We start from the raw sequence: 18,348 nt of genomic DNA, 5'->3' as shown, positions 1-18,348 counted from the left end.
TGGCCGGGAGCTGTTCCCCTCCCACCGGGGTCGCGCTATATGTGGTGTCCTCCCTGTGCCGTGCCCCGCACCCCCTCGACCCCCAGGAGAACCGCCATGGGTTGGAAGGACCGCCTGGCCTCAGCGTCCGACGCGGCGGGGAGGACCGCCGGGACGGCGCGGGACTCGGCGTCCCAGCACGCCTCCCCGATCGCCGAGCGCGGCACGGGTGCGGCCCGTGCGGCCGGGGAGCGCGGCGCCGAGGCCACCCGAAGGGTGAACGGGAGGGCGGGCGAGGCGGCGCGGAGGGCACGGGACGGGAGCGCGGAGATGGCGCGGGCGGCTCAGGAGATCAGGGGGTCACTGCGCGAGATGGCGTGGGTGACCGACGTCCTCGAACACTTGGAGGTGCCTGCGGAGCCGCGGGAGGAACCGTTCCGGCTGTCGGTCGGCTCGGTCACCGAGACGGCGTGGGAACCGCCGCGCCCGGTACGGCGCCTGCTCGGCCTGCTGGACCGGTTGGGCGCCATCGAGATCGGAACGGACCCGGTCGGTTTCGACGGCTCCACCGTCCCCTGGAGGAGGGTCCGCGAGATCCGTGCCCGCCGCACCAGCGACGTCCTCCTGACCAGCGGGATGGACATGGTCAGCGACAGCGTGACCGGGCTCCTGCCCCCGGTGCCGGGCCGGTCCTGGGTCGCGGCCAGGGCCGTCGACGTGGTCTCGGTCCTCACGCTGGCGGCCGTCACCCGCGCCGAGCGGGAGGAGGCGGGGGAGGACATGGAGGAGTTCGACCGGGCCGTGGACGAGGCGGGCTTCGGCCTCCTGCCGTGCCATATCGGGTACGGGAGGAGGCTGCGGCGCACCGGGGAGCTGAACGGCGGCCCCGCGGCGGCCCTGTTCATGGCGGTCAAGCCGGAGATCCGGTCGCTGGTCCGCACGGGCACGACGCTCAGGGGGGTTCCGCTGACCGTCGCCCCCTCGACGACCGCCTGACCACCATCGCGGAGCGCTCACGCGGGCTCGCCGCGTTGCGCGGGCGCGCGCTGCGGCGACCGACGGGCGCGGAGCCGAAGCCGGCGGTGGGCGAGGGGCCCGACGAGGAGCATCCACCGCCACGGGACTGAGCCCCGGGCCGGACGGGATCCGGCCCGGCACTCCCGAGGGGCGCCTCCCGCCCTCCCGCTCAGGCGATCCGGTTCCACGACGTGATGACGGGGCGGCCGTGCTCGCGGCCGAGCGTGCTCACGGCCGCGGTGTCCAGCCGGAACAGCGCGCCGTCGCCGGGTGCCAGGCCCAGCCAGCGCGCGGTGAGCACGCGCAGGACGTGGCCGTGCGCCACGAGCGCGACGTCGGGTCCGGTGCCGTCGCCCAGGATCAGCGACACCGCGGCCAGGACCCGGTCGGTGCGTTCCCCCACCTGCTCGACGCTCTCCCCCGGGTGCTCCGCGTCGCCCTCCGGAACCCCGTCGGTCCACAGGTTCCAGTCCGGCCGCCCGCGCAGGATCTCGGCGGTGGTGATCCCCTCGTAGCCGCCGTAGTCCCACTCCATGAGGTCCGGGTCGGGGACCGTCTCCCCCTCCCCCAGCCCGGCCAACTCGGCCGTGCGCACCGCCCGCCGGAGCGGGCTGGTCACCACCAGGTCGATGTCGCGCCCGGCGAGGAGGGGGAGCAGGGCCGCGGCCTCCCCCTCGCCCTCCTCGGTCAGGGGGAGGTCCGTGCGCCCGGTGTGCCGCCGTGCCCGGCTCCACTCGGTCTGCCCGTGTCTGATCAGCACCAGTTCACCCATGGCACCGATCCTGCCGCACCGGGCGCGCGATCACTCCCCCGACGCGTCGGGTCAGCCCTGGTCGACCGGCAGACCGGCCTCCACCCAGTCCTGGATCCCCTCCCGGTACTTGCGCACGCGGGTGTAACCGAGCCCCTCCAGGGCGGTGGCCACGGCCTGGCTGTTCCCGCACGCGGGGTTGGAGCAGTAGACGGCGATGAGGGCGTCCCGGTCGGGCAGCACCTCGGCCGCCCGGCCGGCCACCTCGTCGGCGACCAGGGCGACGGCACCGGGGAGGTGCTGCTGCTCGTGGTAGGCACCGCCGAGGGCGTCCACCACGGTCACCGTCCCGGCGTCGATGTGCCCCCGGAGTTCCTCGCGGCTGATGAGTGCGGTCATGGTTCCTCTCCTATCCGGACTGCGGTCCGCTTACAAGGAGGAGAGTAAACGGACCAAAGTCCGTTTGTCTAGTAGGCTGGTCCCCGTGAACGACGAACTGCTTCGGGTGCTGCGCCGGCCGCCGCGGGAGCGGGCCGACGCCGCGCGCAACCGGGCCCGGGTCCTGGACGCCGCCGCGCTCCTGTTCGCGCAGGGGGGTGTGGAGGCGCTGACCGTCGACGCCGTCGCCCGCACGGCACAGGTCGGCAAGGGGACGGTCTTCCGCCGCTTCGGCGACAAGTCCGGGCTGGTCGCCGGCCTGCTGGACGAGCGCGAGCGGCAACTCCAGGAGCGGATCGTCTTCGGCGACCCCCCGCTGGGACCGGGGGCGCCCGCCCGGGACCGCGCACTGGCCTTCTTCGACGCCTACCTCACCCACCTGGCCGACCACCTGGACCTGGTCCGGCTGTCGGAGACGGCCGCACCCGGCGCCCGCTACCGCGTCGGGTCCTACGTGTTCTGGCACCGGCACCTGGCGATCCTGTGCGCCGACCGCCCCGACCCCGACCACCTGGCGCACGTCCTGCTCGGAACGGTCGACGCCGACCTCAACGCCGAACTGCGCGCGTCCGGCTACGACTGGGACCGGATCCGCGCGGGTGTCGCGACCGCCGTCGGCGCGCTGCTCGGGCCGCCCTGAGCGCGCGGGCCGACCGATTGCGCGGATCGCGGACAGAGGTACCGAATCGTCGCTACCCTCCTCACATGACGCAACGCACCGTGACCAGTGACGTGCACGTCTCCTCCCGTTCCGCGAAGGTCCCCCAGCCCCGGTTCCACAAGCCCAACCAGGACCTGGCCGCGGCGATGGAGTGCACGCGCTGCGCCGAACTCGGGGTCGGCGCCCCGCCCGGTTGGGCCAACCGCAGGAAGCCCTCGACCAAGAAGGAGCGCAGGAAGAAGCAGCTGGAGCACATCCGGCGGCAGCGCGAGGCGCCCAAGCAACCGCACAAGCGCGGCCCGCTGCCGCTCAACGAACTCCAGTCCGCCTTCCTGCTCGACGTGTGGTCGTACCTGAGGCGCAAGGCCGTCGGCGACGACCCCGACAGCCGCCTGCTCGCGCTCACCTGCGCCCTGCGCGGTGCGATCAAGGGCCACGCGAACATGACGGGGCAGGACGTGCGGTCGCTCCGGATGGAGGACGCGCACGCCGCCCTGACCACACTGGTCTCGTCCGGGTGGCTCGAGACCACCCCCGAGCGGGCGATCAACGCCGAGCCCGCCAACATCGCCCGGTGCGGTCTGCCCGACCTGCAGGGCAACCCGTGGGACGTCGGCAACGGTGTGCGCTCACGCGCCTCCGGCTGGGTGACCCGCAGCCTCACCCACAAGAAGATGCGCAAGAAGCCCAACCGCCTGCGCCTGACCGCGGCCTACCTCGCCGCCCGGGCGGACAGCGAGGGGCGCATCTCCCTGCCGGCGGACGAGGTGGTGGCCGCGTGCGCCCTGACCGGCGGCCCCGCCGAGGTCACCGAGCTGGCCGAGTGGCTGCTGCGGCTCGACTGGATCCGGGACCTGCGCGTGGCGGGCGGGACCGTCGAGGCGCACCTGACCGAGCTCACCATGCCCATGGCGCCCACGCTCTTCCCGCCGCCGACCCCGCCGCGGGACGCCCCGGCCAGCACCCCCGCCGAGGTCCCCGTGCCCGAGCGCGCCCGGGAGCTGCTCGACGGACGCGGGGCCGAGGTCGCCCGGTGGGTGGCCCACTACCGCGGCGAGCACGGCCACGGACCGAGCTGGGCCATGGTCTCCGACGCGTTCGGCTGGCCGCCGCGCCAGGCCCCGGACCAGGAGGTGACCCGGGAGGTCTTCCGTCTCCTGGAGGAGGGCGGCTGGCTCACCGGCCTGGGGGTGCCGTTCGGGCTGCGCCCCGGCTCCGCGCACGGGGGCGCGAACTCCTGACCCTCCCCCTCGACACACCGCGCGGGCCGCCCGCAAGCACCGGGCGGCCCGCGCCGACCGGGCACCGGCGGAGGGCGCCGGCGGAGGGCGCCGGCGAGGCCGCGGAGATCGCCGCCGCGGTGACGGACTGACCCGCCTCTCGTGCCCCTCACTCCCCTGCTCTTTCCCCTGTCTCCCCGAACGGACGACACGTGACCCTCGACATGCAGACCATCGGCCGGTGGCTGGCCGGAACCCTGGGCGAAGCTGGCACGGCCGTGCTGGTCATGGTCCCCCTCCACACCGTGTGGGCGCTGCTCGGGCCGGACGGCTCCGGCTCCCCGGCCTCGGGAACCTTCCCCCGTCCCGGCTGCCGTTGACCGCCGCTCCCCGATGCCGTGAGGCTCCGGGAGCTCCCTTCCCGAGCCCCGGACGGAAGCGCTGAGCAGACGACGGTTCGGCTCTGTTCAGGTCAGTGCCCGGTCTGCGCCGCCGTCTGGCGAACCGGCCCCGGCGCCACCCGACACCGACCCGGGCGTGCCGGCCGGACGGACCCGACCGGCGCGGCCGGGAGAGCCCGGGGATCCCACCGCGCCGGTGACGGGCTCATCCGCCCCGGTCTCCTCGGCCGCCCGCCGCAGGAGTCCGAGGACGGCGGACAGGACAGGGTCGTCGCCGGACCCGGCGCGCACCGCCGCGAAGACGTGTCGGCGGGGCGGCGGCCCCGCCAGTGCGCGCAGGACCAGACCGGGGCGGTGCAGTGGTTGGACCAGGCGCGGAACGAGCGCGACGCCAAGACCCGCCTCGACGAGCACGGCGAGGGAGGTCCAGTCGTCGACGGCGTGACGGATGTCGGGTGTGAAGCCGTGCGCGGCGCACACGGTCCGGGTGACGGCACCGCAGCAGCTACGGGGGTCACCGACGATCCACGCGTCCAAGGCCAGGTCGCGTAGGGGGATGTGTTCTTGCTCCGCACGCGGATCACTCCGGGGCAGGGCCAGGTCCAGGACGTCGGTGAGCAGGTCGACACGGGTGTAGCGGCGATCGGTGTGCGGCGGGGCGGCGGCGAAGTCCACGGCCACGGCCACGTCGACCTCCCCGCCGTCCAGGCGCGTGAACAGATCCGGCGGCTCGGCCTCGACGACCGAGACGCGCAGTTCCGGGTGGTGCTCGGCCAACAGCCGCAGCGCGTGGGGCAGGAGTCCGGTGATCGCGCTGGAGAAGCAGCCGACGGTGACCGCGCCGCGGCGGCCCTCCTCCCACGCGGCGATGTCGGCGCGGGCCCTCTCCCACTGCGCGGCCATGCGGTCGGCGTGCTCCAGCAGCACACGTGCCTGCCCGGTCAGCCGGACCCCGCGCCCCCGGCGTTCGAGCAGCGGGACGCCCACCTCCCGGGACAACACCGCCATCTGCTGGGACACCGCCGACGGCGTCAGGTGGAGGGCCTCGGCCGTGCGGGCCAGGCTGCCCCGGCGGTTCAGCTCCCGCAGCACACCCAGGCGCCGCAGATCAACACTTAAGGAATGACTGATCGGTTCCATCGAAAAAGATTAACTGGACCTTGAGGATGATCGGCTGCCACCATCATTGACGATCGCCCGGCCATGGGCCGGACCCACGGGAACTGTGAGGGACGATGACCGACACCGCAGCGGCACAGGGCTTCCTGATCCTGCACGGGTGGCAGAACCGCCGACCCGCCGGACACTGGCAGCACTGGCTGGCCGACCGGCTCGCGGACCTGGGGCACGAGGTCGACTACCCCCAACTACCGGACCCGGACCACCCCCGGCTGGAGGTGTGGCTGGCCGAACTGCGCACCCGCCTGGCCGCGCTGCGGGGACCGCGGCGCACCGTCGTCTGCCACAGCCTGGCCTGTGCGCTGTGGCTGCACGCCGCGGCCCGGGACGCCGTGCCGGTCACCGTCGACCGGGTCCTTCTGGTCGCCCCGCCCTCCCCGGACGTCCTGGAGAGGCATCCCGAGGTCCGCGCGTTCGTCCCGCCGCGGGTGGGGCGCGAACGGCTCACCGACCGCGCCGACCACACCCGCATCGTCGCCGGAGACGACGACCCCTACTGCCCGGAGGGGGCTGTCACCGCCTACGGCGCCTCCCTCCGCGTGCCCGTCGACGTCCTGACCGGAGCTGCCCACCTGGGCCCCGACTCGGGCTACGGCCCTTGGCCCTCGGTCCTGGACTGGTGTCTGGCCCCGACGGGTCACCCCCGACTCCGCCGCCGTACCGGCACAGACCACACCGCCGGGCGGACGGTGTGACGACCCCACGCCACCCGCTGGTGGTCTTCGACGTCAACGAGACGCTCAGCGACCTGCGTCCGCTTCGGACACGTCTGGAGAGGGCCGGAGCGCCCGGGCACCTGCTGCCCACCTGGTTCGCCGGTGTGCTGCGCGACGGGTTCGCGCTGACCGCCTCGGGCGCGTTCGCCGGGTTCAGCCCGGTGGCCCGCGACGTGCTGCGCGGGCTGCTGGCGGACCTGGAGGGATGGGACGGGGACGCGGAGTCGGTGGCCGAACACGTGGTGTCCGGGTTCGCCGAGCTCGACGTGCATCCGGACGTACCGGACGGGGTCCGTGCCCTGCACGGTGCCGGGTTCCGCCTGATGACCATGACCAACGGCAGTGCGGCCGTGACCGGGGCCCTGCTGTCCCGGGCCGGTCTGCTGGACTGCTTCGAGGCACTGCTGGACGTGAGCGGACCCCGCCGCTGGAAACCCGCGCCGGAGGCGTACCGGTACGTCACCGATCGCGCGGGGCTCCGGCCGGACCGGGCCGTGCTGGTCGCCGTGCACCCGTGGGACGTCGACGGGGCTCGGCGCGCGGGGCTGGCCGGAGCATGGCTGCGGCGCGGCTCGTCCGTCTACCCCGAGACGATGTGCGCGCCCACGATGACGATCCGCGACCTGAGGGAACTCCCGGACCTGCTGACGCGTCCCTGACCACGGCACACGGCTGGCTGCGGGGTGCGTGCCGAAGGGCCCCGGTCGGCCCTCACCCCCGCCGGGTCCGCCTCCGGACGTGTGGTGTACTGGCTCGCGACCGGATCGGGGACGGACGACGGACGGTGACGGACATGCTGCTGGGTTCCGGGACGGGCGACGGGCCCGCGGTGCGGGTCGGTGACGAGGGACTCGACCGCGAGGGGCTCTGGTCGGCGGCCGGGGCCGTGGCCGACCGGATCGCCGGTGCCGACGCCGTCGCAGTGCACGGGGAGGCGTCGCTGCGCACGGTGGTCGCGGTGGTCGGCGGCCTGCTGGCGGGGGTTCCCGTGGTCCCGGTCCCGTCCGACTCCGGGGTGGCCGAGCGCCGCCACATCGTGCGCGACTCCGGCGCCGCCCTGTGGCTGGGCGAGCCGCAGGACGGCGCCGACCTGCCCGCGGTCCCCGTCGACCCGGCCGAGCGCTCCTGCGCCGCCTTCCCCGAGCCCTCCCCCGCATCCACCGGGCTGATCCTCTACACCTCCGGCACCACCGGCCCGCCCAAGGGCGCCGTGATCTCCCGGGGAGCCATGGCCGCCTGCCTGGACGGCCTCGCCGACGCCTGGTCCTGGACCCCCGACGACGTGCTGGTCCACGGTCTGCCGCTGTTCCACGTGCACGGTCTGGTCCTGGGCGTGCTGGGCGCCCTGCGGGTGGGCGGCCCGCTCGTACACACCGTGCGCCCGACCCCCGCCGCCTACGCCGCCGCGGCCAAGGAGGGTGGGACGCTGTTCTTCGGCGTCCCGACCGTGTGGTCGCGGATCGCCCGCGATCCCGACAGCGCCCGCGCGCTGGCCGGGGCCCGGCTGCTGGTGTCCGGCAGCGCCGCCCTCCCCGACCCGGTGGCCGACGACCTGCGCGCGCTGGTCGGCCACAGCCCCGTGGAGCGGTACGGGATGACCGAGTCGCTGATCACCGTCGCCGCGCGCGCCGACGCCCCGCGCCGCACCGGCTGGGTGGGGACGGCACTGCCCGGCGTGGAGTCGCGGCTGCGCGGTGAGCACGGCGAGCCCGTCGCGTCGGACGGGGAGTCGATCGGGGAACTCCAGGTGCGCGGCGCCACCCTGTTCGGCGGCTACCTCGGCCTGCCGGAGGCCACGGCGGCCGCGTGGACCGACGACGGCTGGTTCCGCACCGGGGACGCGGCGGTCATGGACGGGAAGGGCTGGCACCGGATCGTGGGGCGGATGTCGGTCGACATGATCAAGACCGGCGGGTACCGGGTCGGCGCGGGCGAGGTCGAGGCGGCGCTGCTGGGCCACCCAGCGGTCCGGGAGGCCGCCGTGGTGGGCGAGCCCGACGACGACCTGGGGCAGCGGATCGTCGCCTACCTGGTGGGCGACGGCATCGCCCCGGGGGAGGTCATCGACTTCGTGGCCGCCCGCCTGTCCGTCCACAAGCGCCCGCGGGAGGTGCGCGTGGTGGAGGCTCTGCCGCGCAACGCCATGGGCAAGGTGCAGAAGAAGTCGCTGGTCGACGGGCGGCACTGACGCCGGTGAACGGACCGGTGTCGGCCGCACCGCCCATGGTCGCGGAACCGAACCCGGAATCCACCCCGATCCACCCTGTGGACAACCCGATCCGGCCGGGTCGGCGCGCACATACTCGAAGCATGCTCTCTCCTCGCGCCCACACCCTGCTGTGCGCCGTCCTGAACGGCCTGCCCCACGACCGCCACCTGCTGACCCTGCGCACCCGACACGTGATGTCCACCGCCGTCGACCGTCGGGGCAGTGGCCTGTACGTCGAGCATCCGCCCGTGGTGGAACGGCTGTGCGCCGCCGTCGACGGCGGCGCCGCCGCGGCGCTGATCCTGCGCAGCTTCACCGACCAGGTCTCCCACACACCGCCCGACGGGGTCGAGGTCCCCGTCACGCTGGTGCGCGGCTGGACGGTCGCCGACCGGCGCCTGATCCCCCTCGACGAGGCGCGGATGTTCGACGCGCACTGCACCGACGCCGCCTCCGGCGAACCCATCCCGCCCGAGCCCGGTGTGGTGTACACCGACGCCCCCGAGGTCGACCTCACCGGCTTCCACGACCCGTGAGCCGGACACGGATGCGGCCGGAATCACTCCACCAGGCCGTACACCGTGTCCAAGCCTTCTCCCTCAGCGTCCGCCTCCACGTACAGGAAGGAAACCACCGCACCGGGGACGGGGGCGATGGGAAGGCGGCCGGACCCCCAGCCGTCGTCGTCCGTGGCCAACCGAGTGTCGAGGGCGATCCGGCGCACGTTCTCCGTGGTGATGTCGCCGTCCAGGTCGCCCACGAGAACGGTCGGCACGCCCTGCCCATCGGTGTTGTGGACACCTCCGGCCACCAGGACGTCCTCCAGGGCCGTTCCCTCGGCCAGCAGGCCGACCGGTTCCGCGCGTTCCAGGGAAGTGGTGCCCACAACGTCCCCCGCACCGTCGACGTGGTGCAGGCGGACGGGCTCGTCGGATCCCGTGTCCTGGAGCACGACAGCGCCCACGCTGTCCGTGCGCAGATAGGAGCGGCCGTCGATGAACGCGATCTCTTCGACGCCGAACAGGTCCTCGGGCAGGGGAGGGAAGCCGTCTCGCCCGGTGGCCGGGTGTAGCGCCCGGTTACCCACCATGACCACCGGATCGGCCTCTGGACGGGTGGGGCCGCCCGAGATCAGGAGCGGGGCGAAGTCCTCGTCGACGTGCTCCCACGCACGACGCCAGTTCTCCTCACCCGTGACCAGGTCCACGGCGGTCACCTCCACGGTCCCACCGGCCCGCACGGCGTCCGACCGCTCGCTGTAGCCGAGGGACGACCAGGACGCACCCAGGTCCTGGTCCGAATCGGCGCAGACCTCCACGAAAAGGACCTGTTGGTCGTGGGCGAGGACTCCGTCGGCATCAGCCAGGCAACGTCGCTCCAGATCCCGGTAGCCGATCCACCTCTCCCACATCAGCTCACCTTCGGAGGTGTGTGCGCTCAACGCATCCTCGGCCGCGAACACGTGGACATCGGGTGTTCGGTACAGGTTTTCCATGTCCCTTAGCGCACCGGACCGCATCCACCCGTGGTCGAACGGCTCCTGCTCGACGATCCGCCCGGTGGCGGAGTCGAGGACCACCCTGACCGCCCCCTCAGGCACGTCCGGGGACTCCAGGGTGACGTAGGCGAACTCGGGTCCGTCGTCGAACACGCCCGCCTCCCAGGGGTGGGCCAGGTCGGTGTAGGGGGCGCGGTAGCTCCACAGTTCCTCGCCGGTCCGCCCGTCCAGGGCCACCAGTCCGTCGTTCAGTTCCAGGATCGGCCCGTGGGTTCCGGCGTGCACGTGCCTCACCCTGGTGTGTTCGGGAGGCTCCCAGGTCCATCCGACCCGGGTGACGGCTGCCGGGACCGGTGCGAGCCAGCCCGGGGGCTCGGACAGGGCGGTGTGCGTGATCGGCCGGTACAGGGCCAGGGGTTCGACCAGGAGGGCGACCGCGAGGACGGTCAGGGCCCCGGCGGGCAGGCCGACCAGAGCGTGGCTCCGCCGACGCGGCGGACGAACCATCCAGGCGATCAGGGACGACCACACACCGAGCACGGTCAGCACCATAACCAGCCCCAGGCCGAGCGCCCGGGGCGCGATGACGTGGTCGCCCGGGGGATCGGCGGTCAGCGCGAAGGCGTTGAGGGGCAGGACCACCACGCAGGCGGCCGTGGCCGCGACCGCGAGCACGGCCAGGTTCATGTCGTGCCGCTGGTGGTCAGGCGAGTCGGGGTCGTCCAGGGTGTCGAGGCGGCGTCTCAGGGCGAGCACCGGGAACACCAGGAGAACGACGATCGACAGCCACCAGTACGGGGGCGTGGCGTCGGAGTACCGAGAGGCGGTCAGCCCCGGACCGTACAGCACCCACAGGGCGAGGAACGGGGCCAGGGCCAGCACGGCCACCCCGGCTCGGCCCAGGGTGCCGGCCAGCCATCCGGCCGCGGCCTTCGGGTCGAAGTTCACGTCTTGTCCGTTCCACTACGGGGCTGAGGTGACCATGCTCCCGTTCGGGGAACCTGACCGCAGAACCCGCCCCTCAGTCCCACCAGAAGGTCCAGACGGGGCGGTCGACGAGGCGTCCGGCGTAGTTTCGAAGCCGGTGGGAGTGCCCCTGCCAGATCTGGTCCGGGCAGAACGAGAAGTGCTCGGCAGGCACACGCAGGGCCTGGTCGATGGCGACGGGCGGCGCGGCGACGCTCAGTGTCAGGGTGTCGAACCCCAGCCCCAGGACACGCGCACCGAAGCGGTATTCCCCGTCGGCGACGACGGCGGCGAACACGGCGGCGTCGTCGTCGTTGAGCGGACCCGACCATCCGCACGCGGGCAGGGCCTGCGCCCCCGATGAGGCCCGCACCAGGCCCAGGCGCTGTCCGGACACGTGCTCGACGAGGAGATCGGCGCACTCGGCGGCCTCATCCTCCGCCGCCCCCTCGGCCAGCGAAGCTGGAGGGAACCGTCCCTGGCCAGTTGGCATCGAAGGGGGCGGTCACGTGCGGGCGAGGATCCGCCTCCCCCGAGTCGGGCTCGAAGGGGCCGGTGTACTCCCCCCACCACCAGGCCAGGAGAGCGGCCGGATCGTGTTCCGTGAGCGAGGTGAACCGCGTGAGTGTCGGCGCCTCCTGGAACCGATCCCGGTGGCGGTCGAAGTCCTCAAGCAGCAGCGGCCACCAACCCGAACGCGGGGACTCGGCGAGCAGCCGGGGCCACAGTCCGACCGGCACGGGTTCGTCGCTCACCCAGAGAAGGGGATCCCCCGCGTAGGAGGAGAGCATGCGGCCGGAGGGAAGCGGAACGGACAGCGACGCCTGAGGATCCATGGTCGCCAAGGTAGAGGGCCGGGGTGACGATCGACGGCGGACCCCAGCCACGGTGACATCTCCCATCACCGTGGCCACCGGCACCGGACAGGCGCGGCTCCACTGGACGACCCGAAAGTGCTCCAGGCACTGGAGTCTCTCTCTTCGCAGGAAGACGGACCGGTGGACGGAACACGGCCAATCCGGGACTCCCCCAAGCACAGCACAGGGACATCGCCCTACTTCTGGCCGAGCAGGCGTTCGCGTTCTTCGGCGACGATTTCGCGGGTGAGTTCAGCCTCGGACACGTCGAAGGCCTCGGGAGCGCTCTCCGCTGTCGCGGACTGGCGGGCGAAGTCGTCGAACAGAACACTCTTGCGCGCCAGGATCTGCCTGATCCGCTGGTCAACGCCCTCCTCGCTCAGCAGTCGGTGGACCTGCACGGATTCGAGCTGGCCCATTCGGTGTGCTCGTGCGATGGCCTGCCACTCGATGGTGGGCTTGAGCTGGGGCTCACAGATCACGACCACGGAGGCGGCCTGGATGTTCAGGCCCACGCCACCCGCCTGAACCTGCGAGACCAGGACCGCTCCCCTGCGGGCTGCGGAGAAGTCGTCCACCATTCGTTGCCGCTGCACGGCCGCCACGGAACCTGTCAGGGGCCCGAAGACCTTGCCTGGCAGCACCTTGGCCACCAGCTTCAGGACATCCAGGAAGTGGGAGAAGACGATCACACGTCGGCCGTTGGCCTCAGCTTCCTCGACAATCTCCAGCAACCGCCCGACCTTGCCCGAGGACCGGCCTTCCAGCATGGCAGCCTGTCGCATGACCGCGAAGTTCCCCTCATCGACTGCTCTGAGGTAGGCGGTTCGGTCTGTCTGGGAAAGCGGGACGAACTCGTCGACCTCGACGAGGTCCGGAAGCTCGTCGAGCACGTCCTCCTGATTGCGACGCAGGTAAGCGGGAGCGACCTGCTTGCGGAACCTGCGCGGGGACAACTCGGAGGTGTCCACGACGAGGCCGGGCTGCAGGTAGCGCACAAGGTTGGCGAACTCCTCGATCCTGTTCTCGAGCGGAGTACCAGTCAACAGGATCGCGCGCGGGGAACGCGTGATCAGCTGCGCTGTGCGGCGGGAGCGTTTGGCGTCCGGGTTCTTGACGTAGTGGGCCTCGTCGACCACAACGCACGCCAGCTCCTGGATGCTCGACAGCTGGCTCTCGAACCGGGCGAGGGTCTCGAACGTGGTCACGGCGACCCCGCCTCGGTGGATCCAGGAGCGCAGTGCCTGGTCACGCTCGGGACCGTGTGCGCGGTGGACACGCAATGTGGACTTGGCGGTGACCTCACGTGTCCAGTTGGTGACCACTGCCGCAGGGCAGATCACCAGGAAGTGGCTCTCGCCGAGCGCGCTCAGATGGGCGAGGACGGCGAGGGCTTCGACGGTCTTCCCCAGACCCATCTCGTCGCCGATGATGACCTTGCGCTGCACGAGGGCAAAGCGTGCGGCGAAGCTCTGGTAACCGCGCAGAGCCGAGACCTTGAGGTGGTCGGTCTTCAGCGTGAGGTCACGGATGGCCTGGACGATCTCGTCGGGGAGGTCACCGGTGGATTTGGACTCGTCCTCGGGGTTGAGCCCGAGTTCGGCCAGCAGGGCGAAGTAGTCCGCGGGGCGGGAGGTGAAGTCGTCCCACACGTCCCCGTCGGTGACCGCCCCGGCGACAAAGGTACCCAGGCGAGCGGCGCCTTCGCACACGGCCCTGGCGTCTTCGGTCAACTGATCGGGGGCAGGAGCGTGCGCGGTGGGATAGAGAGCCAGGTGTGTGGCCCTCACGAACTTCAGGCGGTCGGCCAGCGGGGCGAGTTCCTCCGTTCGAGCCACCAGGGTGGAGGTGCCCGACAGGCCGCGGGCGGCGTCCCAGGCGCGCAGGGACTGGAGGAACCTCGTGGTGTGGTCGGTGCGGTTACGAATGTCGATGCGGGCGGGCATCTCGTCGAACGTGGTCTGCCACAGCGTCCGAGCGGCCCCGACGAGTTGTGTGGCCGACCTCTCCCCGATCCCCGGCAGCCGCATGACGTGTCCGCCAAGATTCAGGACCTCAAGCACGGTCGTGAACCCCGCGTTCGCCAGTGGGGCCGTGCGCAGCCGGTCACGGGTGGCCTCCCGCAGCCGGTCCAGGGGCATCTCGGCGAGTACCTTCAGGGTCTCCGCCTCGCGGACCTCGTTGCCCGCCCGCAGCGCGGCGTCGCGGTAATAGACCACCTGGTGCTGGGCCTGCCGAACCCTGTCGATCGCGGCGCCCAGGTCCGCGAGCACGCGCACGTCCAGAAGAGTCGGTCTGCCCGCCAACTGCGGCACATGCTCGCCCAACGGCACCCTCCCCTGAGGCAGGTCATGGGAGGCGTCCACCCTGACTCGGCTGACGGGGACATCGAACGTGTCCAGCCGGTGAGACAGTCGTTCCCGCTCCGCCCAGGCCCGGTACTCGGCGAGGTAGGCGGCGGCGTCGGCGGCCGTGTCCTTCTTGGTGGATGAGGAGAGGAACCGGCGCAGGCCCAGCAGCGAGCGAGCCGCCCGGACCTGCGCGGGCATGTCTTCGGCCAGGGCGCGCAGGATCTGGAGATCCGTGCGAGCCATCTCCGGCCGCCCGTCCCAGGCGAGGACGCCACCCAGCCGGTCCTCGGTCTCAGCGGTGATCGGCAGGACCTGCCAGGCGACCTGTCCGTCGCGGTGGACCGAGAACAGGGAACGCCGGAGATACTCGAGCGACACGCGCAAGTCCTCGTGCGCGCCTCTGCGCTGCTCCAGGACCGTACGGGCACGTACGCTCCAGGCGTTGACCTGGGTGACGAGGGCTCCCAGATCCTGGCGTTCTTCTCGGTTCATAAGGCTTTTCTGCGAGCGTGGGGGAGAAATGCTGCGAAGGTAAAGAGGAGGCAATGAGGAGCTTATCCTCATACTCGCGGCTTGTCTGGCGGACCAATCACACGAAGGCGATGGCCAGAAGGCCACCGACTGGGGATGACAGGAGGCTGGCAGTGCAGCTGGAAGAACTCGGGCAGGGGCTGCAGATCGAAGGTGTGGTCCCCGCTGAGCCGGTCACCGTCATCTTCGTCCAGTGGCACGGCACCTCCGCTGTCGAACTGACCTACAAGACCGCCAAGGGGGCACTGGACCAGCAGGTCATCTTCCGCAAGGACGAGGATCGCCTACGGATCGCGCAGTCCGGTTCGCGTTCCTTCGACGGCGACGCGACCGACTTCAAGGTCGCGGCCGAGGCCAAGCGCATCACCCTCGCCGGCCTGTTCGACCCGATGCTCGCGGTGGCCACGAGCGACGTGGAACCGCTACCGCACCAGATCCGTGCCGTCTACGGAGAGCTGCTGCCTCGTACCCCGCTGCGGTTCCTCCTCGCGGACGACCCCGGTGCGGGCAAGACGATCATGGCCGGTCTGTACGTCAAGGAGCTGATCCTCCGCGACGACGTCGCACGATGCCTGATCGTCGCGCCCGGCGGGTTGGTGGAACAGTGGCAGGATGAGCTGTTCCTCAAGTTCGGCCTGCACTTCGACCTGCTGACCAACGACCTGGTCGAGTCGAACGTCAACCTCAACGTCTTCGAGACCCATCCCCTGCTGATCGCGCGCATGGACCACCTGGCACGCAACGAGCGCCTGCTGGCCCAACTCAAGGACTCCGGGTGGGACCTGGTCATCGTGGACGAGGCCCACCGGATGGGAGCGCACCACTTCGGCGGAAAGGTCGACAGGACCAAGAGGTTCCAGCTCGGTGAACTCCTCGGCGAGGTCACCCGACACCTGCTGCTGATGACCGCGACCCCGCACTCGGGCAAGGAGGAGGACTTCCAACTCTTCCTGACCCTGCTGGACAGGGACCGGTTCGAAGGACGTGCCGAGAGGTCCGCCGACACCACCGGGATCATGCGCCGCATGATCAAGGAGGACCTGTTGACCTTCGACGGCAGGCGACTGTTCCCCGAGCGCATCGCCGAGACCGTCCCCTACGAGCTCACCGCCCTGGAGTACGACCTGTACGAGCAGGTCACCGCCTATGTTCGTGAGGGTATGAACCGCGCCGAACGCGTCGGCGGCAAGCGCCGCAACACCATCGGGTTCGCCCTGACCGTGCTTCAACGGCGCCTGGCCTCCAGCCCGGAGGCGATCCACCGGTCCCTCATCCGCCGGGCGGAACGGCTGGAGCTGAAGAAGCAGGCCGTCCTGAACGGCACCTACCGGGAGCCGTCCCCGAGGTTCGACTACGACCTCCTGGACGGGGACGAGTACAACGTCGAGGAGATCGAGGGTTTCGAGGACGAACTGCTGGATTCGGCCACCGCGGCACAGACAGTCGAAGAACTGGACACCGAACTCGCTGAGCTCGCCGACCTCGCCAGGACCGCCCGCGCCGCGCGCGACAGCGGCCGGGACCGCAAATGGACCGAGCTGTCACGCATCCTCCAGGACCACGCCCTCACCGCCGACGGCGACGGGAACCCGCGCAAGCTCATCGTCTTCACCGAGCACCGCGACACACTCTCCTACCTCGCCTCCCGTATCCGCGCCCTCCTCGGCCAGGACCAGGCCGTACGGACCATCCACGGCGGTGTGAGCCGCCGTGAACGCCGAGCGATCACCGAGGAGTTCACCCACGACCGCGACTGTCGGATCCTTATCGCCACCGATGCGGCCGGTGAAGGCCTCAACCTCCAGGCCGCCCATCTGATGGTCAACTACGACCTCCCCTGGAATCCCAACCGCATCGAGCAGCGGTTCGGCCGCATCCACCGCATCGGCCAGACCGAGGTCTGCCGTCTGTGGAACCTGGTCGCCGCCAACACCCGCGAGGGCATGGTCTTCACGCGCCTGCTCGACAAGGTCGACGAGCAGCGCAGGGCCTACGGCGGCAAGGTCTTCGACGTCCTCGGCGAATCCTTCACCGGCACGCCGCTGCGCGAACTGCTCCAAGACGCCATCCGGTACGGTGAACACCCCGAGACACGCGCGAGGATGCACCAGGTCATCGACGCCTCCGTCGGCGACGGCCTCGTCGAACTCCTCAACGAACGCGCACTGGCCTCGGACCGCCTACCCGACGCGGAGCTGCGGGCCCTGCGGGCCGCGATGGACGAGGCCCGCGCGAGGCGCCTACAGCCCCACTACATCGAGGCGGCCTTCAAGGCCGCCTTCACCCGGCTCGGCGGCAGGATCGTGCACAGGGAGAGGGGCCGCCACGAGATCACCGGTGTCCCAGCCGCCGTACGCGCGACCGGGAAGGCGGCCATCGCCTCGCGCTACTCCCGGGTGACGTTCTCCCCGGGACACGTCCAGCCTGAGGGCTTGGAGCGCGCCGACCTGCTGGCACCCGGGCATCCGCTGCACGACGCCGTCATGGACGAGACGATCCGCCGTTACGAAGGGGCACTGAACACCGGCACCGTCCTGGTCTCGCCCGCCCTCGAAGAGCCCCGCCTGCTCGTGGGCGTCGTCGAGGAGGTGGTGGACGGGACCGGGGCGAGTGTGAACCGCCGGTTGGGGTACTCCTACGTCGACGAGTACGGCATCGTCACCCCCGCCGGTCCCGCCCCCTACCTGGACTGCGTCGCCGCTCCCGACACCCCGGCCGTCGCCGCGGCGAGGCACTGGAAGTGGATGGCGGAGGCGGAGGACCGGGCGACGAGTTGGATCATCAGCCACCGGCTGCCCGGGTACGTGGCCGAAGTGCGACCCCGCCGTGAGGCCGAGCTGACCCGCATCCGACACCTGGTCGAGGAACGCCTGCGGTCCGAGTCCGAGCGCCTGCTCGCGAGCGCTGCTCTGGCCCGCGGAAAGGAGCTGAACGGCGAGCGCCCCAAGGAGTCCTCCGAGAGCCTGACCCGCAAGGCCGCCGAGCTCGACGTCCGCCTTCGACGGCGGCTGGAGGAGATCGGCAGGCAGACTCTCATGTCCGCCAAGCCGCCCAGGCTCGTGACGACCGCGCTCGTGCTCCCCGCGGCGATGGTCGAGGACGACCTCCCCGCGAAGGCGCCTCTCCACGCCAAGGAGACCAAGGAGGTCGAACGCCGTGGTGTCGAGGCGGTCCTGCCCCTGGAGCGCGCTCTGGGCCGCACCCCGCAGGAGCAGGCGTTCGACAACCCGGGATACGACATCCTCTCGACCCAGGCAGACGGGGAGACGATCCGGATCGAGGTCAAGGCCAGGATGGAGGGGGCGGAGAACTTCTTCGTCACCCACAACGAGGTCATCACCGGCAAGAACGCCGCACCCCGCTACCGGCTGGCCCTCGTCAGGGTCGATGTCCGCGGCCCGGAGTACGACGAGGTGCGCTACCTGGAGGACCCGTTCGCGACGACCGACCTCGGCGGGTTCGAGGCCACCGGGGTGCTGGGCAACTGGAACAAGACCTGGGCCAAGGGGAGGAATCCGTTCTGACCGGGCCGTGGTGTGGCCTCGCGGCGTTCGGCCGGATCATCAACCCATAC

16 protein-coding genes are annotated in these 18,348 nt (G+C 71.6%); 9 read left to right on the top strand and 7 right to left on the bottom strand.

What is annotated here, in order from left to right; all coding sequences use genetic code 11:
• The first annotated feature begins 96 nt into the window (after positions 1-96).
• Entirely contained in the window at positions 97-975 is an 879-nt protein-coding gene (locus ACTVAJ_RS20850; protein ID WP_470389893.1) for a hypothetical protein, read from the top strand.
• A gap of 190 nt (positions 976-1,165) precedes the next feature.
• Here ACTVAJ_RS20850 and ACTVAJ_RS20845 read toward each other — a convergent pair whose 3' ends face one another.
• Entirely contained in the window at positions 1,166-1,768 is a 603-nt protein-coding gene (locus ACTVAJ_RS20845) for a histidine phosphatase family protein (protein ID WP_470389892.1), read from the bottom strand.
• A 51-nt stretch (positions 1,769-1,819) separates the two neighbouring features.
• The gene (locus ACTVAJ_RS20840) at positions 1,820-2,146 is read right to left on the bottom strand and encodes a rhodanese-like domain-containing protein (protein ID WP_470389891.1); all 327 of its coding nucleotides are present in this window, start codon (positions 2,144-2,146) and stop codon (positions 1,820-1,822) included.
• 85 nt (positions 2,147-2,231) lie between these two features.
• On the opposite strand from ACTVAJ_RS20840, the gene ACTVAJ_RS20835 reads away from it, so the two are divergent.
• The 3 genes from ACTVAJ_RS20835 (at position 2,232) to ACTVAJ_RS20825 (ending at position 4,446) form a co-directional block, all read left to right on the top strand.
• A complete protein-coding gene (locus tag ACTVAJ_RS20835) occupies positions 2,232-2,825 on the top strand; it encodes a TetR/AcrR family transcriptional regulator (RefSeq protein ID WP_470389890.1) in 594 nt (197 codons plus the stop codon).
• A 65-nt stretch (positions 2,826-2,890) separates the two neighbouring features.
• Positions 2,891-4,087 (top strand): hypothetical protein, encoded by a 1,197-nt coding sequence (locus tag ACTVAJ_RS20830; RefSeq protein WP_470389889.1) that lies wholly within the window; start codon positions 2,891-2,893, stop codon positions 4,085-4,087.
• A 191-nt stretch (positions 4,088-4,278) separates the two neighbouring features.
• Entirely contained in the window at positions 4,279-4,446 is a 168-nt protein-coding gene (locus tag ACTVAJ_RS20825) for a hypothetical protein (protein WP_470389888.1), read from the top strand.
• Positions 4,447-4,533: 87 nt separating this feature from the next.
• On the opposite strand, the gene ACTVAJ_RS20820 is transcribed toward ACTVAJ_RS20825, so the two are convergent.
• On the bottom strand, positions 4,534-5,607 hold the full coding sequence (locus tag ACTVAJ_RS20820; protein ID WP_470389887.1) for a LysR family transcriptional regulator: 1,074 nt from the start codon (positions 5,605-5,607) through the stop codon (positions 4,534-4,536).
• Between the two features lie 95 nt (positions 5,608-5,702).
• Here ACTVAJ_RS20820 and ACTVAJ_RS20815 point away from each other — a divergent pair, with 95 nt between their 5' ends.
• The 4 genes from ACTVAJ_RS20815 to ACTVAJ_RS20800 all read left to right on the top strand — a co-directional run bounded on the left by ACTVAJ_RS20815 (position 5,703) and on the right by ACTVAJ_RS20800 (position 9,107).
• The gene (locus ACTVAJ_RS20815; RefSeq protein WP_470389886.1) at positions 5,703-6,341 is read left to right on the top strand and encodes an RBBP9/YdeN family alpha/beta hydrolase; all 639 of its coding nucleotides are present in this window, start codon (positions 5,703-5,705) and stop codon (positions 6,339-6,341) included.
• Entirely contained in the window at positions 6,338-7,021 is a 684-nt protein-coding gene (locus tag ACTVAJ_RS20810; RefSeq protein ID WP_470389885.1) for a haloacid dehalogenase type II, read from the top strand. Before ACTVAJ_RS20815 ends, ACTVAJ_RS20810 begins: the two co-directional genes overlap by 4 nt.
• Positions 7,022-7,155: 134 nt before the next feature.
• Positions 7,156-8,550: an acyl-CoA synthetase gene (locus tag ACTVAJ_RS20805; RefSeq protein ID WP_470389883.1), complete on the top strand. Its 1,395-nt coding sequence runs from the start codon at positions 7,156-7,158 to the stop codon at positions 8,548-8,550.
• Positions 8,551-8,672: 122 nt separating this feature from the next.
• Positions 8,673-9,107: a hypothetical protein gene (locus ACTVAJ_RS20800; protein WP_470389882.1), complete on the top strand. Its 435-nt coding sequence runs from the start codon at positions 8,673-8,675 to the stop codon at positions 9,105-9,107.
• Between the two features lie 23 nt (positions 9,108-9,130).
• Here ACTVAJ_RS20800 and ACTVAJ_RS20795 read toward each other — a convergent pair whose 3' ends face one another.
• The 4 genes from ACTVAJ_RS20795 to ACTVAJ_RS20780 form a co-directional block, all read right to left on the bottom strand.
• Positions 9,131-11,017 (bottom strand): hypothetical protein, encoded by a 1,887-nt coding sequence (locus ACTVAJ_RS20795; protein ID WP_470389881.1) that lies wholly within the window; start codon positions 11,015-11,017, stop codon positions 9,131-9,133.
• A gap of 73 nt (positions 11,018-11,090) precedes the next feature.
• Entirely contained in the window at positions 11,091-11,528 is a 438-nt protein-coding gene (locus ACTVAJ_RS20790; RefSeq protein ID WP_470389880.1) for a DUF4253 domain-containing protein, read from the bottom strand.
• The gene (locus ACTVAJ_RS20785; RefSeq protein ID WP_470389879.1) at positions 11,467-11,871 is read right to left on the bottom strand and encodes a hypothetical protein; all 405 of its coding nucleotides are present in this window, start codon (positions 11,869-11,871) and stop codon (positions 11,467-11,469) included. The genes ACTVAJ_RS20790 and ACTVAJ_RS20785 overlap by 62 nt, the downstream gene beginning before the upstream one ends.
• 218 nt (positions 11,872-12,089) lie before the next feature.
• Positions 12,090-14,735, bottom strand: coding sequence for a DEAD/DEAH box helicase (locus ACTVAJ_RS20780; RefSeq protein WP_470389878.1), 2,646 nt, complete (start codon positions 14,733-14,735; stop codon positions 12,090-12,092).
• Between the two features lie 152 nt (positions 14,736-14,887).
• Here ACTVAJ_RS20780 and ACTVAJ_RS20775 point away from each other — a divergent pair, with 152 nt between their 5' ends.
• The gene (locus ACTVAJ_RS20775) at positions 14,888-18,298 is read left to right on the top strand and encodes a helicase-related protein (protein WP_470389877.1); all 3,411 of its coding nucleotides are present in this window, start codon (positions 14,888-14,890) and stop codon (positions 18,296-18,298) included.
• Positions 18,299-18,348 lie beyond the last annotated feature (50 nt).

Source organism: Nocardiopsis sp. KDC1DS13DA1 (assembly GCF_055632325.1).
This window is presented reverse-complemented; position numbering and strand designations above follow the sequence as displayed.

Coding starts and splice junctions, on each gene's coding strand:
- ACTVAJ_RS20805 (WP_470389883.1), top strand. CDS start 7,156: ATGCTGCTGGGTTCCGGGACGGGCGACGGGCCCGCGGTGCGGGTCGGT.
- ACTVAJ_RS20815 (WP_470389886.1), top strand. CDS start 5,703: ATGACCGACACCGCAGCGGCACAGGGCTTCCTGATCCTGCACGGGTGG.
- ACTVAJ_RS20840 (WP_470389891.1), bottom strand. CDS start 2,146: ATGACCGCACTCATCAGCCGCGAGGAACTCCGGGGGCACATCGACGCC.
- ACTVAJ_RS20790 (WP_470389880.1), bottom strand. CDS start 11,528: ATGCCAACTGGCCAGGGACGGTTCCCTCCAGCTTCGCTGGCCGAGGGG.
- ACTVAJ_RS20785 (WP_470389879.1), bottom strand. CDS start 11,871: ATGGATCCTCAGGCGTCGCTGTCCGTTCCGCTTCCCTCCGGCCGCATG.
- ACTVAJ_RS20800 (WP_470389882.1), top strand. CDS start 8,673: ATGCTCTCTCCTCGCGCCCACACCCTGCTGTGCGCCGTCCTGAACGGC.
- ACTVAJ_RS20850 (WP_470389893.1), top strand. CDS start 97: ATGGGTTGGAAGGACCGCCTGGCCTCAGCGTCCGACGCGGCGGGGAGG.
- ACTVAJ_RS20845 (WP_470389892.1), bottom strand. CDS start 1,768: ATGGGTGAACTGGTGCTGATCAGACACGGGCAGACCGAGTGGAGCCGG.
- ACTVAJ_RS20780 (WP_470389878.1), bottom strand. CDS start 14,735: ATGAACCGAGAAGAACGCCAGGATCTGGGAGCCCTCGTCACCCAGGTC.
- ACTVAJ_RS20830 (WP_470389889.1), top strand. CDS start 2,891: ATGACGCAACGCACCGTGACCAGTGACGTGCACGTCTCCTCCCGTTCC.
- ACTVAJ_RS20820 (WP_470389887.1), bottom strand. CDS start 5,607: ATGGAACCGATCAGTCATTCCTTAAGTGTTGATCTGCGGCGCCTGGGT.